Raw genomic sequence first — 13,571 nt, 5'->3', positions numbered from 1 at the left:
GTATGTTTGCCGAGGTCGATACCGATGAGCGTAATGTTTTGCATGATGATCCCCTCCGGAAAGAAAAACACCCTGTCAGCGTACCGCTCACAGGGTGGGGGTGACCATCTCATTAGGGTCGGCAAATGCCGACCCTTTTTGCTTTTCTCACCGCCTGAAACTCAGGCAATCCCGACTGGGAAGGCTAATACTTCGCTCAGGCTCTCGGCGCCCAGCGCCAGCATCACCAGGCGATCCACGCCCAGCGCCACGCCGGAGCATTCAGGCATGCCGTGCTGCAACGCCGCCAACAGGTTGTAGTCGATCGGCTGCTGCGGCAGGCCGCGCTCCGCACGTTTGCGGTTGTCCTGCTCGAAGCGCTGCTGTTGTTCACGGCCGTCGGTCAGCTCGCGGAAACCGTTCGCCAGCTCAATGCCCTTGAAATACACCTCGAAACGCTCCGCCACGCGGTGGTCTTCGGTGCTGATCTCCGCCAGCGCCGCCTGGCTGGCCGGGAAGTGGTACACGAACGCCGGTTTTTCACGGCCGATATGCGGCTCCACGCCCACGGTGAACAGCAGCTGCAACAACGTATCACGGTCTTCTTCGGTATCGGCGATGTTGCTCAGATCGAGTTTGGCTGCCGCTTCACGCAGCTGCGCCTTCTCCGCCGACAGCGGATCGATGTCCAGATGGCGCAGGAACGCCTGCTGATAGGACAGGGTCTCCGCGCTCTCGCAGTCCAGCACCTGTTGCAGCAGATCGTCCACCTCGTTCATCAGGCGGTACATGTCGTAGTGCGGACGGTACCACTCCAGCATGGTGAATTCCGGGTTGTGATGCCGCCCGGCTTCTTCATTGCGGAAGCTGCGCCCCATTTGGTAGATCGGGCCGCTGCCCGCCGCCAACAGGCGCTTCATGTGATATTCCGGGCTGGTCATCATGTATAGCGTCAGGCCCTCTGCCGCCCCCGGCCCGACGAAACGCGTCTCGAACGGGAACAGGTGAACGTCGGTGACCGTCGCCTGGCTCATGGTGGGCGTCTCAACTTCCAGCACGCCACGATCGGCGAAGAAACGCCGGATCTCAGCCAGAATCGCTGCGCGTTTCAACAAATTGGCGATGGGTGCACTAGGCTGCCAGCTTGCCGTTTCGCTCATGGTAATTAACTCCGAAATCAAACAGGGGATGCAGTCTACTCGCATCCTTGCAGCCAAACAAATTCTTCACGATGCACAACCGTCCATAACGCCAATTTCCGATAAATGGGCGGCAAAAGCGCGTTAAAAAGGGTAAAGCAGGCCAAACGCGCAAAAAAACAGGCAAGCCTGTTGGTCGAGCGTTAATCGACAAAACAATCGATCACATCAAATTTCGACTACTTAACTTTAGGTATAGTTAATTCCCCATTATTGGTGGGAGATATCTATCCTTAACCTTTAAGCAACATTAATCGGTTCAATTAGTTAGCACCCGAAGAGTTCGCTAAATTTTAAGCATAGATATTTAACTTGCCGTTCTTAATAAGAACATTGGAGGAATGCAGTGCAAACCTTTAACGCCGATCTTGCCATTATTGGGGCCGGGGGCGCTGGTTTACGTGCAGCAATAGCCGCAGCGGAAGCCAATCCCCAACTGAAAATCGCGCTGATCTCTAAGGTCTACCCGATGCGCAGCCACACGGTCGCCGCCGAGGGGGGCTCCGCCGCCGTCACCCAGGATCACGATACCTTCGACTACCATTTCCACGACACCGTCGCCGGCGGCGACTGGCTGTGCGAACAGGACGTGGTCGATCACTTCGTGCATCAGTGCCCGCGCGAGATGACCCAGCTTGAGCAATGGGGCTGCCCGTGGAGCCGCAAACCGGACGGGTCGGTCAACGTGCGGCGCTTCGGCGGCATGAAGATCGAACGCACCTGGTTCGCCGCCGACAAGACCGGCTTCCACATGCTGCACACCCTGTTCCAAACCTCGCTGAAATACCCGCAGATCCAACGCTTCGACGAGCACTTCGTGCTGGATATCCTGGTGGATGACGGCCAGGCGCGCGGCCTGGTGGCGCTCAACATGATGGAAGGCACCCGCGTGCAGATCCGCGCCAACGCGGTGGTGATGGCCACCGGCGGCGCCGGGCGCGTTTATCGCTACAACACCAACGGGGGCATCGTTACCGGCGACGGCATGGGCATGGCGTTCCACCACGGCGTACCGCTGCGCGACATGGAGTTCGTGCAGTATCATCCGACCGGCCTGCCCGGTTCCGGCATCCTGATGACCGAGGGCTGTCGCGGCGAAGGTGGCATCCTGGTGAACAAAGACGGCTACCGTTACCTGCAAGACTACGGCATGGGTCCGGAAACCCCGCTGGGCGAGCCGAAGAACAAATACATGGAGCTGGGTCCGCGCGATAAAGTGTCCCAGGCCTTCTGGCATGAATGGCGCGCCGGCCGCACCATCGCCACCCCACGCGGCGACGTGGTCTACCTCGATCTGCGCCACCTGGGCGAGAAAAAGCTGCTGGAGCGGCTGCCGTTCATCTGCGAACTGGCCAAGGCCTACGTCGGCGTCGATCCGGTGAAAGATCCGATCCCGGTGCGCCCTACCGCGCACTACACTATGGGCGGCATTGAAACCGACCAGAACTGTGAAACCCGCATCAAGGGGCTGTTCGCGGTCGGCGAGTGCTCCTCCGTCGGCCTGCACGGCGCCAACCGCCTCGGCTCCAACTCGCTGGCGGAACTGGTGGTGTTCGGCCGCGTCGCCGGTGAACACGCCGCGCGCCGCGCGCTCGAGACCGCGCCGGCCAACGGCAGCGCGCTGGATGCGCAAACCCGCGACGTCGAAACCCGCCTGAGCAACCTGATGAAGCAGGAAGGCAACGAAAACTGGGCGAAGATCCGCGACGAAATGGGGCTGTCGATGGAAGAAGGCTGCGGCATTTACCGCACGCCGGAGCTGATGCAAAAAACCATCGATAAGCTGGCCGAGCTGAAAGAGCGTTTCAAGCGCGTCAACATCACCGACAACACCAGCGTCTTCAATACCGATCTGCTGTACACCATCGAGCTGGGCTATGGCCTGGACGTCGCCGAATGCATGGCGCACTCCGCGTTTAACCGCAAAGAGTCGCGCGGCGCCCACCAGCGCCTGGACGAAGGCTGCACCGAGCGTGACGACGTCAACTTCCTCAAGCATACGCTGGCGTTCCATAACCCGCAGGGCGCGCCGCGTCTCGAATACAGCGACGTGAAAATCACCAAGCTGCCGCCGGCCAAACGCGTCTACGGCGCAGAAGCCGAAGCGCAGGAGAAAAAGAATAAGGAGCAGGCAAATGGCTGAGATGCAAACCCTGAAGATCGACGTCATGCGCTATAACCCGGAAAGCGACGCCGAGCCGCATTTCGTCACTTACGCCGTGCCTTACGACGAACAGACCTCGTTGCTCGATGCACTGGGCTACATCAAGGATAACCTGGCGCCGGACCTCTCCTACCGCTGGTCTTGCCGCATGGCGATCTGCGGCTCCTGCGGCATGATGGTCAACCGCGTGCCGAAGTTGGCGTGCAAAACCTTCCTGCGCGACTACGTCGGCGGCATGAAGGTTGAAGCGCTGGGCAACTTCCCGATCGAGCGCGATCTGGTGGTCGACATGACCCACTTCATCGAAAGCCTGGAGGCGATCAAACCGTACATCATCGGCAACGATCGCAAACCGGAGGATGGCCCAAACGTGCAGACGCCGGCGCAGATGGCCAAATACCACCAGTTCTCCGGCTGCATCAACTGCGGCCTGTGCTACGCGGCATGCCCGCAGTTCGGCCTCAACCCCGAGTTTATCGGCCCGGCGGCGATCACGCTGGCGCACCGTTATAACCTGGACAACCGCGACCACGGCAAGAAACAGCGCATGCCGCAGCTCAACGGCCAAAACGGCGTCTGGAGCTGCACCTTCGTCGGCTATTGCTCCGAAGTCTGTCCGAAACACGTCGATCCCGCCGCCGCTATCCAGCAAGGCAAGGTGGAGAGCGCCAAGGACTTCATGATCGCCATGCTGAAGCCGCAATAAGGGAGAAAATTGCCATGACAACTCAACGTAAGCCCTATGTGCGCACCATGACGTCCACCTGGTGGCAAAAGCTCGGCTTCTACCGTTTCTACATGCTGCGCGAAGGCACCTCGGTGCTGGCGGTCTGGTTCAGCATCGTGCTGCTCTACGGCGTGTTCGCGCTGAAGGGCGGCGCCGAGAGCTGGGCCGGCTTCGTCGGTTTCTTGCAGAATCCGCTGGTGCTGTTAATCAACGTCGTCGCATTGCTGGCGGCGGCGCTGCACACCAAAACCTGGTTCGATCTGGCGCCGAAGGCCGCCAATATCGTGGTCAACAGCGAGAAAATGGGACCGGGCCCCATCGTGAAAGGGCTGTGGGCCGTCACGATCGTCGTCAGCGTGGTCATCCTGGCCGTGGCCCTGTTCTAATCCGGAGGAAACATGATAAATCAAGCACCTAAACGCTCCGATGAGCCGGTTTTCTGGGGATTGTTCGGCGCCGGCGGCATGTGGGGCGCGATCGTCGCGCCGGCTATCGTGCTGCTGGTCGGCATTCTGCTGCCGCTGGGGCTGTTCCCCGGTGAAGCGCTGGGTTACGAGCGCGTGCTGGCGTTCTGCCAGAGCCTGATCGGCCGCCTGTTCCTGCTGCTGATGATCATTCTGCCGCTGTGGTGCGGCCTGCACCGCATCCACCATGCGATGCACGATCTGAAGATCCACGTGCCGGCCGGCAAGTGGGTGTTCTACGGTCTGGCGGCAATCCTCAGCGTCGTCACCGTCATCGGCGTCGTCACTCTGTAAACCGCTCGGGTGGCCAACGCCCGTTGGCCGCCCTTTTCTCATCGGCTACACTGTCTACTCGCCCCCGGTAAACAGGAGTCACCGATGCGTTTATGGTCAAAGCTTTGCGTCATGCTTTCCGCCCTGCTCTCCGTCGCCTGCAGCGTCTCCCCGCCTAAAGACATCAAGGTCGTGACCCCCTTTGACAGCCAGCGCTATCTCGGTACCTGGTATGAGATCGCTCGTCTGGATCATCGTTTTGAACGCGGTTTGCAGCAGGTGACCGCCCATTACAGCCCGCGCGCCGACGGCGGGCTGAAAGTCATCAATCGCGGCTTCAATCCGCAAAAACAGCAATGGCAAGAAAGCGAAGGCAAAGCCTACTTTATCGGTTCACCGCAGGTCGCGGCGCTGAAAGTGTCGTTCTTCGGCCCCTTCTACGGCGGCTATAACGTGATTGCCCTGGACCCGGCGTATCGCTACGCGCTGGTTTGCGGCCCTAACCGCGACTATCTGTGGATCCTGTCGCGCACGCCGACGCTTGACGCCAGCGTACGCGACAGCTTATTGCAGACGGCCAAAGGCTACGGTTTCGCCACCGACAAGCTGATCTGGGTGCAACAGTCCGCCGATCAGTGACTGCTGAACTTCAGCCCGAGTATGCCGACCACGATCAGGCACAGGCTGATGATGCGCGCGATATTGGTCGATTCGCCCAACAGCACCATGCCCATGATGGCCGCGCCCACCGCGCCGATGCCGGTCCACACCGCATAGGCGGTGCCGGCGGGCAGCGTTTTCATGGCGTTGGCCAACAGCAACATGCTGACCACCATCGCGGCGATGGTGATGATGCTCGGCGTCAGCCGGGTAAAACCGTGGGTGTATTTCAGACCGATAGCCCAAACCACTTCGAGCAAACCGGCGATAAGCAGAATAATCCAGGCCATGAGACGGCCTCCCTACCACTGGGGTCGTCCCCGATAAAATGACGCGTAAACGGGTCGTCCCGTTTAGCGAGGTGACGCATGACGGGTAACCTCACCCGCACTGCGGCAGGATAGCAGCAGCGTTAACGCTCAGGCAAGGGATAGAAATGTGGCGGCTCTCCGCAGCCGGAACGCCGCCGGGTAGAGAACGGATTATTCCGCGCTGCGCTGAATAGCCTTGCCGCCGGCCTGAATGTCTTCACCCACACCGCGGGTGGTATTGCAGGCGGTCAGCGAGCTCAAAATCATCAAAGAGAAGATCGCGATAATACTTTTCTTCAGCATAAGAAAGTCCTTATTTGTCGTTGATGAAAAAGTACGGCTTTCTAAGCGTAGTCAAAATTGACGGAGGGTGTGGGATCGTGACCGGCTTTGTGGCGCAAATACATCGGGTTAAAGGCGGGATCAGCTGGCCGTGCGGGAGATGGCGCCGCCGAGATGCTGAACGTCTTCGCCGAAACCGCGAAACGTATTGCAACTGCTGAGGGAGAAAAGGAACAACAGGGAGAGCACGGCCAACAACGTTTTCTTGAACATGCGGATTTTCTGCCAACGAACGGGGATAGGATAAAACAGAGGAACCGCGGGGGTTCCTCTGTTTTGAAACTTACTTGACGCGAGAGACGTATTCGCCAGAGCGAGTGTCAACCTTGATCACTTCGCCGATCTGGACGAACAACGGCACTTTTACCACGGCGCCGGTGCTCAGGGTAGCCGGCTTGCCGCCAGTCCCTGCGGTATCGCCTTTCAGGCCAGGATCGGTATCGGTGATTTCCGCTTCGATGAAGTTCGGCGGCTGAACGGCGATTGGACGGCCATCCCACAGGGTGATGATGCACTCTGCGTTATCCTGCAGCCATTTGGCCGCGTCGCCGACGGTTTTGCCGTCAACCTGATGCTGTTCGAAAGACTCAGGGTGCATGAAGTGGTAGAACTCACCGTCGCTGTACAGGTAGTTCATGTTGGTGTCCATCACGTCTGCGCCTTCGCAAGAATCGGTAGACTTGAAGGTTTTTTCCACGCGGGTGCCGGTCAGCAGACGACGCATTTTCACGCGCGCGAACGCCTGGCCTTTGCCCGGCTTAACGAACTCACTGGCTTCGACGGCGTAAGGTTCGCCCTCGAACATGATTTTAAGACCCGGACGGAAATCGTTGCTAGAATAAGTCGCCATGATGGCCCTCTGAATATTTGAACTGGTAGCTTAGCCAAAAAAATGGCACACATTATAACCCAAAGTACGGCACATAGAGAAGATTGGTTGCATCAACTCGCCGATGTTATTACCGATCCTGATGAATTACTGCAGCTTTTGTCACTGAATACGCACCCGGAACTGCCGCAGGGGCGCGATGCCCGCCGGCTGTTTGCCCTGCGCGTGCCGCGCGCCTTCGCTGCGCGCATGCGCCCCGGCGATGCCAACGACCCGCTGCTGCGCCAGGTGCTGACCGCCAGAGAGGAGTTCATCAACGCCCCAGGGTTCACCACTGATCCGCTCGATGAGCAACGCAGCGTGGTGCCGGGCCTGCTGCACAAATACCGCAATCGTGCACTGCTGCTGGTCAAGGGCGGCTGTGCGGTCAACTGCCGTTACTGCTTCCGCCGCCACTTCCCCTATCAGGATAATCAGGGCAACAAGAACAACTGGCGGCAGGCGCTGGATTATATCCGCCAACATCCGGAACTGGACGAGATCATTTTTTCCGGCGGCGATCCGCTGATGGCCAAGGACAGCGAGCTGGAATGGCTGGTCGGCGAGCTGGAGGCCATCCCGCACCTGAAACGCCTGCGCATTCACACCCGTCTGCCGGTGGTGATCCCGGCTCGCATCACGCCGGCGCTGTGCCGCCTGCTGTCGGCCTCGCGCCTGCAGGTGCTGATGGTCACGCACATCAACCACGCCAACGAAATTGACCGCGACCTGCAAAGCGCCATGGCGCAGCTGCGCCTCGCCGGCGTCACGCTGCTCAACCAAAGCGTGCTGCTGCGCGACGTCAACGACGATGCCGATACGCTGGCGGCGCTCAGCAACGCGCTGTTCGACGCCGGCATCCTGCCCTATTACATCCACGTGCTGGACAAGGTGCAGGGCGCGGCGCACTTCATGGTCAGCGACGATGAAGCGCGCGTCATCATGCAGGCGCTGCTGAGCAAGGTGTCCGGTTATCTGGTGCCGCGCCTGACGCGTGAAGTGGGCGGCGAACCGAGCAAAACGCCGATCGACCTGCGCCTGATGCAGGAGTGACGCGCGCCACATGGCCCGATGGAACGAAAAGAGGAATGCCGTGGCATTCCTCTTTTTTATTTCTTTGCGGCTGCGGCCTCAGCGCCTTACGGGCACTTGTAAACCTGGCCGACCATTTTGCTGTCCAGCGGTGCGAAGCTGGAGAGCAGATTCTGGCTCGGGCTGTTGGCGCCGTAGATCACGTTGCCGCCCATGGCCGCCGCCTTGTTGCGCAGATCGTTGGCCGCACCGCGCATGGAGCTGCCTTCACCGCCGTTGCCGGACAGCCAGTTGCTCTGGGTGCCGGTCACTTCCCCCAGCAGCTGGCATTCCGCCGCCGGCTTGCTGTCGGTGAACTTGATCTGCTGACCCGCAGCGGTCAGTTCATGAGTGGTGCTGCAACCCGCCAGCAGCATCGCTGCCGAAAGACCCAGTAAGGCTTTAATCCGCATCTTGTTCCCCATTCGATGTTGAGAATTACGCAAAATCTTCTACCCGTCGCCTTTCAAGCTGTAGCGTTGTTGACTGCACTCGCTCACCCCAGTTACTTACTCAAGTAAGCGCCTGGGGACTCACGAGCTGGCCGCCTAGCTACAACTTGAAATTCATAGGGTATATCAGAAAGCGATGCCATCTCTTAAGCATCCGTTGCCGCGCGAGCGGGCCAACGTCTTGAGCGACAGCTGATGACTTACCAGTTTACCAGCTAAATCGCCCCGGGCGGCAAAAATATCATCAAATACAGTGCGGCGGCGTTATACCCAACCGGCAACGGTCGCCGATGCCTGCGCCTCCACGTCGCCCTGGCGCGATTCCCCCTCCGCCAGTTTGAATACCGCCACCGCCTGCGCCAGCAGGGCCGCCTGTTCCTCCACGCCGACGGCGGTGGTCGCCACCTCCTCCACCAGCGCGGCGTTCTGCTGGGTCACCTGATCCATCTGGGTCACCGCCACCCCGACCTGCTCGACGCCTTTGCTTTGCTCTTCCGACGCATAGGAGATGTTATCCATCAGCGACGTCACCTGGTTCACCGAGCCGACGATGGCATTCATCGTCTCGCCCGCCTGTTCCACCAGCCGCACGCCGGCGGCGATATCGCCGGTTACGCCGTCGACCAGACCGCTGATCTCCTTGGCCGAAGTCGCGCAGCGCTGCGCCAGATTGCGCACTTCGCCGGCTACCACCGCAAAACCCCGCCCCTGCTCCCCGGCACGTGCGGCCTCGACGGCGGCGTTCAGCGCCAGAATGTTGGTCTGGAAGGCGATGCCGTCGATCACGCTGGTAATATCCCCCACCTGACGCGCGCTGTCGTTGATCGCCCGCATCTTGTCGATCGCGCTGGCCATCAGCGTTTCGCCGTTGCGGGCAATGCCGGCGGTCTGATTGACCATGCCGGCGGCCTGAGTGGCGTTATCGGCGTTTTGCCGCACCGTGGCGGTAATCTGCTCCATGCTGGCGGCGGTTTCCGTCAGCGCGCTGGCTTGTTCTTCGGTGCGGCTGGAGAGATCGGCGTTGCCGACGGCGATCTCGTGCGTACCGTGGTTGATCGACTCCACACCGTCACGCACCTGCTGCACGGTCGCACTCAGCTCCTGCTGCATCGTCCGTAGGCTGGCGAACAGCATGCCGATCTCATTGTTGTTGCGTACCGCGATCTCGCTGCGTAGATCGCCGCGCCCAACCTTTTGCAAGTGTTCGGCGATCTGGCGCAGCGGCAGAATCAAGCGCCGGCGGAAATCACGCTGCACGGCGACCAGCAGCAGCAGGATCGCCGCCAGGGTGCCACTCAGCAGGCGGGCGAAGACTTTTTGGGTCTGCTCCGCCTCTTCCACTGCCAGACGGTGGGCGGCCACCGTGGCCCGCATGTAGTCGGCAAACTGGTTATCCAACCGCTGGCGCACCTGGCGCTTCTCTGCCGCCATGGCGTGCAGCCGCTCGATCAGCGCCGTCTGTGGCGTGTCGGCCAACAGCGTCAGTTCTTGCTTCAGCACCGCCTGCTGCGCCAGGTAAACCTTTTTCATCGCCTCGCCCAGATCCGGGCGCGATACCGTCAGGCCCGGCGTCTCCCAAAACAGGTTGAACGCGACGTCGGCGCTGCGCAGCTCACCTCGCGCCTCATCGATACCCTGCTGAATATCGGCTCTGCTGGTCTGCGCCCAGCGCTCGAACGCCATGTTGTCGATCAGCGTCTGCGTTTGCAGCAAAGCACGCCAACTGCGGTTCAGCGCCGCTTCCTCGTCGGAGAAGGTGCTCATCCTGTCGATACTGTGGCCGTTTTGCTGCATGAAATAGAAGGCAATGGCGCCGGTTCCCATGGGCATCAAGCCCAGCAGCAACAGCATCATCATCAGCCAGGTGGCTATTTTCATATTTTTCAGCATAAGTCGTCTCCGTTGACAGTCACACCGGCGAGGGGAAATTCCCCGCCTGGTAGGGGCTATATCGGTACGAAACGACAACGGTTTAGGGTAAAAACAAAATAATGCAATTATTCATTCACAAAACTAATAACAAGCTAACGAAACATCCTTTTAATTGATTTTTAAGCTAAAAAAAACCCCGGTCAGTTGACCGGGGTTCTCAGCACACAAGCGTGTGGGGGATGATTACATCATGCCGCCCATGCCGCCCATGCCACCCATGCCGCCTGCTGCGCCCAGATCCGGTGCGTCAGCCTTCGGCAGGTCGGTGACCATGCATTCGGTGGTGATCATCAGGCCAGCCACGGAAGCCGCGTACTGCAGAGCAGAACGGGTCACTTTGGTTGGATCCAGGATACCCATCGCGATCATGTCGCCGTATTCTTCAGAGTAAGCGTTGTAGCCGTAGCTGCCTTCGCCCGCTTTCACCTGGTTGGCGATAACGGAAGCTTCTTCACCGGCGTTGACCACGATCTGACGCAGAGGGGCTTCCATTGCGCGCAGCGCAACTTTGATACCCACGTTCTGGTCTTCGTTGTCGCCTTTCAGCGCGGCGATTTTGCCTGCAACGCGGATCAGCGCGACGCCACCGCCGGCAACCACGCCTTCTTCCACTGCGGCGCGGGTCGCGTGCAGGGCGTCTTCAACGCGGGCTTTCTTCTCTTTCATTTCAACTTCAGTGGCTGCGCCAACTTTGATAACGGCAACGCCGCCGGCCAGTTTCGCTACGCGCTCCTGCAGTTTTTCACGATCGTAGTCAGAGGTCGCTTCTTCGATCTGCTGACGAATTTGAGCAACGCGGCCCTGGATGGTCGCTTCGTCGCCCACGCCATCGATGATGATGGTGGTGTCTTTGTTGATCACAACGCGTTTTGCCTGACCCAGGTCTTCCAGAGTGGCTTTTTCCAGCTCCAGACCGATCTCTTCAGAGATAACGGTACCGGCAGTCAGGGTCGCGATGTCCTGCAGCATGGCTTTACGACGGTCGCCGAAGCCAGGTGCCTTAACGGCAGCCACTTTCACGATGCCGCGCATGGTGTTGACCACCAGAGTCGCCAGCGCTTCGCCTTCTACGTCTTCAGCGATGATCAGCAGCGGTTTGCCTGCTTTGGCAACGGCTTCCAGCACCGGCAGCATTTCGCGGATGTTGGAGATCTTCTTGTCAGCCAGCAGGATGAACGGGCTTTCCAGCTCAACAGAACCGGTTTCCGGCTTGTTGATGAAGTATGGGGACAGGTAACCGCGGTCGAACTGCATACCTTCAACCACGTCCAGCTCGTCTTGCAGGCCGGTGCCTTCTTCAACGGTGATAACGCCTTCTTTGCCCACTTTCTCCATCGCTTCCGCGATCAGTTTACCCACGGTTTCGTCGGAGTTGGCGGAGATGGTGCCGACCTGAGCGATAGCTTTGGAATCGGAGCAAGGTACGGACAGTTTTTTCAGTTCTTCAACCGCAGCGACAACCGCTTTGTCGATGCCGCGCTTCAGATCCATCGGGTTCATGCCTGCAGCAACCGCTTTCAGGCCTTCGGTGATGATGGATTGAGCCAGTACGGTTGCAGTGGTGGTGCCGTCGCCCGCCGCGTCGTTCGCTTTGGAGGCCACTTCTTTCACCATCTGTGCGCCCATGTTCTCGAACTTGTCTTCCAGTTCGATTTCACGCGCAACGGAAACGCCGTCTTTGGTGATGGTCGGTGCGCCGAAAGATTTATCCAGCACTACGTTGCGGCCTTTCGGGCCCAGGGTCACTTTTACTGCATCAGCGAGAACATTCACGCCGCGGAGCATTTTCACGCGAGCGTCATTGCCGAATTTTACGTCTTTAGCTGCCATTGGTATTTCCCTTCAACTCGTTCAGTTCAGAAGATAAAGCGCAATTACGCTTCAACAATTGCCAGAATGTCGCTTTCGGACATGATCAACACTTCTTCATTGTCGATCTTCTCTGCTTTCACGCCGTAGCCGTCGTTGAAAATCACGATATCGCCAACTTTCACATCCAGCGGTTGGATGTTGCCGTTTTCCAGCACACGCCCTTTACCCACTGCAACCACTTCACCGCGAGTGGATTTACCCGCAGCAGAGCCAGTCAGGACGATGCCGCCAGCAGATTTTGATTCAACTTCTTTGCGCTTGACGATAACGCGGTCATGCAATGGACGAATACTCATTGAACGCTCTCCTGTAAGAAGGTCTCTATCAGATTTAGGGTTGTACACCGGATGGTTGTTATTACCGGCCTCGTGGCATTTGAGATGGGGGCGTTCCAGCCCCCTTCAAGGGGGCGAACAAAAAAAATTTCGCATTTTCGGTTCGGCGAGTGCCGCAGAGATGAAAAACGCGGCCTGAGCCGCGTTTGCTTAACGATCGTGAGGTTTGCGATCCTCGTCCGGGCGGTGTTCCAGCACCGGGCGTTCGTCGTCCTTGCGCTGGAATTCGCCGTCGAAGGTATTGCCGTTGGCGGCGTCGCCGCCCGTCCAACCGCCGGGGCGATACACCGACAGGTGCGGCATCAGCTTCAGCGTCAGCGATTTTTGCACCGGCGGCAGCAGCAGCAACAGGCCGAGGAAGTCGGTGAAGAAGCCCGGTATCAGCAGCAGGAAGCCCGCCAGCACCAGCGAAACGCTTTTCACCATTTCCGCCGCCGGGCTTTCGCCGGCCGCCAGTTTTTGCTGCATCTGCACGAAGGTTTTCATGCCCTGATTACGCACCAGCGAAATGCCGACGCAGGAGCTGAACACCACCAGCAGCAGGGTGACAGCCACGCCGAGCACGGCGGCGACTTTGATAAAGATGGATATTTCTATGTAAGCCAGCAGAAATATCAGCAGTAGCGGTAACCAGCGCACCTGGTTCTCCTATCGGTAGGTAAGGCACGGCCGCCATGGGGGCGACAGCGCGAAAAAAGAGGCCGTAAACGGCCGACACCATTACAATGAGGGCATCCCCCCACCATTTCAACCGAGAGCCGGTTTTTATTGCTAAAGTTCACAAACGTGAAAGAAGTCACAGAACCGGAAAAGGGCATATCCTTAAACACCATAAGGTGATCTGGGTTCAGTCATTTCTTACCAACCAGCATATGATCTGGGCAGCAACGGGCGATTTGGTTAATCGTTTCACGCCCCAAGC

16 protein-coding genes are annotated in these 13,571 nt (G+C 59.0%); 6 read left to right on the top strand and 10 right to left on the bottom strand.

What is annotated here, in order from left to right; all coding sequences use genetic code 11:
• Positions 1–161 precede the first annotated feature (161 nt).
• Positions 162–1,139 (bottom strand): elongation factor P--(R)-beta-lysine ligase, encoded by a 978-nt coding sequence (gene epmA, locus ACJ8IL_RS23190; RefSeq protein ID WP_025305012.1) that lies wholly within the window; start codon positions 1,137–1,139, stop codon positions 162–164.
• Positions 1,140–1,524: 385 nt separating this feature from the next.
• Here epmA and frdA point away from each other — a divergent pair, with 385 nt between their 5' ends.
• From frdA to blc, 5 genes are all read left to right on the top strand, one after another.
• Entirely contained in the window at positions 1,525–3,321 is a 1,797-nt protein-coding gene (gene frdA / locus ACJ8IL_RS23185) for a fumarate reductase (quinol) flavoprotein subunit (RefSeq protein WP_167324740.1), read from the top strand.
• Complete coding sequence (locus ACJ8IL_RS23180) at positions 3,314–4,048, top strand: succinate dehydrogenase/fumarate reductase iron-sulfur subunit (RefSeq protein ID WP_004929676.1); 735 nt, start codon at positions 3,314–3,316, stop codon at positions 4,046–4,048. Before frdA ends, ACJ8IL_RS23180 begins: the two co-directional genes overlap by 8 nt.
• A 14-nt stretch (positions 4,049–4,062) precedes the next feature.
• Positions 4,063–4,455: a fumarate reductase subunit FrdC gene (frdC, locus tag ACJ8IL_RS23175; RefSeq protein WP_197811768.1), complete on the top strand. Its 393-nt coding sequence runs from the start codon at positions 4,063–4,065 to the stop codon at positions 4,453–4,455.
• Positions 4,456–4,467: 12 nt separating this feature from the next.
• The gene (gene frdD / locus ACJ8IL_RS23170; RefSeq protein WP_004929672.1) at positions 4,468–4,827 is read left to right on the top strand and encodes a fumarate reductase subunit FrdD; all 360 of its coding nucleotides are present in this window, start codon (positions 4,468–4,470) and stop codon (positions 4,825–4,827) included.
• Between the two features lie 84 nt (positions 4,828–4,911).
• The gene (gene blc, locus ACJ8IL_RS23165) at positions 4,912–5,445 is read left to right on the top strand and encodes an outer membrane lipoprotein Blc (RefSeq protein WP_142591004.1); all 534 of its coding nucleotides are present in this window, start codon (positions 4,912–4,914) and stop codon (positions 5,443–5,445) included.
• Here the strand turns inward: blc and sugE are convergent.
• The 4 genes from sugE to efp form a co-directional block, all read right to left on the bottom strand.
• Positions 5,439–5,756 carry a quaternary ammonium compound efflux SMR transporter SugE gene (gene sugE, locus ACJ8IL_RS23160; protein ID WP_004929669.1) on the bottom strand — a complete coding sequence of 106 codons (318 nt, stop codon included), beginning with the start codon at positions 5,754–5,756 and terminating at the stop codon, positions 5,439–5,441. The two genes, blc and sugE, sit on opposite strands and share 7 nt — an antisense overlap.
• A gap of 192 nt (positions 5,757–5,948) precedes the next feature.
• A complete protein-coding gene (locus ACJ8IL_RS23155) occupies positions 5,949–6,080 on the bottom strand; it encodes an entericidin A/B family lipoprotein (RefSeq protein ID WP_004929668.1) in 132 nt (43 codons plus the stop codon).
• Between the two features lie 120 nt (positions 6,081–6,200).
• Entirely contained in the window at positions 6,201–6,332 is a 132-nt protein-coding gene (locus ACJ8IL_RS23150; protein ID WP_004929667.1) for an entericidin A/B family lipoprotein, read from the bottom strand.
• A gap of 70 nt (positions 6,333–6,402) precedes the next feature.
• Positions 6,403–6,969, bottom strand: a complete 567-nt coding sequence (gene efp, locus ACJ8IL_RS23145) for an elongation factor P (RefSeq protein WP_004929666.1) — start codon at positions 6,967–6,969, stop codon at positions 6,403–6,405.
• A gap of 42 nt (positions 6,970–7,011) precedes the next feature.
• Between efp and epmB the strand changes: the two genes are divergently transcribed.
• Complete coding sequence (epmB, locus tag ACJ8IL_RS23140) at positions 7,012–8,040, top strand: EF-P beta-lysylation protein EpmB (RefSeq protein ID WP_049205239.1); 1,029 nt, start codon at positions 7,012–7,014, stop codon at positions 8,038–8,040.
• Positions 8,041–8,126: 86 nt separating this feature from the next.
• Here epmB and ACJ8IL_RS23135 read toward each other — a convergent pair whose 3' ends face one another.
• The 5 genes from ACJ8IL_RS23135 to ACJ8IL_RS23115 all read right to left on the bottom strand — a co-directional run bounded on the left by ACJ8IL_RS23135 (position 8,127) and on the right by ACJ8IL_RS23115 (position 13,288).
• Complete coding sequence (locus ACJ8IL_RS23135; RefSeq protein ID WP_025305007.1) at positions 8,127–8,471, bottom strand: DUF4156 domain-containing protein; 345 nt, start codon at positions 8,469–8,471, stop codon at positions 8,127–8,129.
• Positions 8,472–8,774: 303 nt separating this feature from the next.
• On the bottom strand, positions 8,775–10,400 hold the full coding sequence (locus ACJ8IL_RS23130; RefSeq protein WP_197791155.1) for a methyl-accepting chemotaxis protein: 1,626 nt from the start codon (positions 10,398–10,400) through the stop codon (positions 8,775–8,777).
• A gap of 225 nt (positions 10,401–10,625) precedes the next feature.
• A complete protein-coding gene (gene groL, locus ACJ8IL_RS23125; protein ID WP_004929662.1) occupies positions 10,626–12,272 on the bottom strand; it encodes a chaperonin GroEL in 1,647 nt (548 codons plus the stop codon).
• A gap of 44 nt (positions 12,273–12,316) precedes the next feature.
• Complete coding sequence (locus tag ACJ8IL_RS23120; protein WP_004929661.1) at positions 12,317–12,610, bottom strand: co-chaperone GroES; 294 nt, start codon at positions 12,608–12,610, stop codon at positions 12,317–12,319.
• Positions 12,611–12,799: 189 nt separating this feature from the next.
• The gene (locus ACJ8IL_RS23115) at positions 12,800–13,288 is read right to left on the bottom strand and encodes an FxsA family protein (protein ID WP_004929660.1); all 489 of its coding nucleotides are present in this window, start codon (positions 13,286–13,288) and stop codon (positions 12,800–12,802) included.
• Between the last annotated feature and the right edge of the window lie 283 nt (positions 13,289–13,571).

Source organism: Serratia sp. CY47444, assembly GCF_052168635.1.
GTDB lineage: Bacteria > Pseudomonadota > Gammaproteobacteria > Enterobacterales > Enterobacteriaceae > Serratia > Serratia bockelmannii.
Note: the sequence above shows the minus strand (reverse complement) of the source record. Positions and strands in the feature narration are given on the sequence as shown.